Below are 591 nucleotides of genomic sequence, written 5' to 3' on the forward strand. Positions count from 1 at the left end.
GGCAGCCACCGGCCACCGCGACCAGGACACGGCAGCCACCGGCCACCGCGACCAGGACACCGAGTTGTATATCGAGGCGGAGTTCATCGACGCCAAAACCAACCAGACCTTGGGCCGAGTAGTGCGCAAAGTGTTTGGCACGACCCTGGAAAACGAAAGCCAAAAAGTCACGGCGAAAGATTTCAAAACCGCTATCGACAAACTGAACTCTGATCTCCTGCAATTCATCAAGTAACTGCTTTCAAGTAATAAAGAGGTCCGACCAGCGCCCCGTGAAAGGGGCGTTGGCGTTTTCACCTACGATCACTTTTTCATCCCCACCCGCCGTCGCATCTCGGCCGTAATGGTCTGCCGGGTTTTCTTCAGGTCCGCCCAAGGCTCATCCCCCACCTCGGCCAGGCGTTCATGCACGGTGTGCACGTTCCATTGATTGCCGCCCTTGAGCTCGGCGACCTCCTCGCGAAAGATCGGCACCGACACCGGCAGCCCTTCACGGGTGCGTACGGCGTAGGCGCAAATGGTGGTCGCGCCCAGACCGTTGCGCAGGTAATCGATGAATATCCGCCCTACCCTGTTTTTCGGTCCCGACAC

2 protein-coding genes are annotated in these 591 nt (G+C 58.5%); one reads left to right on the plus strand and one right to left on the minus strand.

Annotated elements, in window-relative coordinates:
• Nucleotides 1–235, plus strand: a 235-nt coding sequence (locus AC1DRJ_RS31690; RefSeq protein WP_477805570.1) for a DUF3313 family protein, incomplete at its 5' end; no start/stop codon positions are given.
• 68 nt (nt 236–303) lie between these two features.
• On the opposite strand, the gene ligD is transcribed toward AC1DRJ_RS31690, so the two are convergent.
• Nucleotides 304–591: non-homologous end-joining DNA ligase LigD (gene ligD, locus AC1DRJ_RS31695; RefSeq protein WP_477805571.1), on the minus strand; the 288-nt coding region annotated here is incomplete at its 5' end.

The organism is Pseudomonas sp. P5_B2, assembly GCF_056400445.1.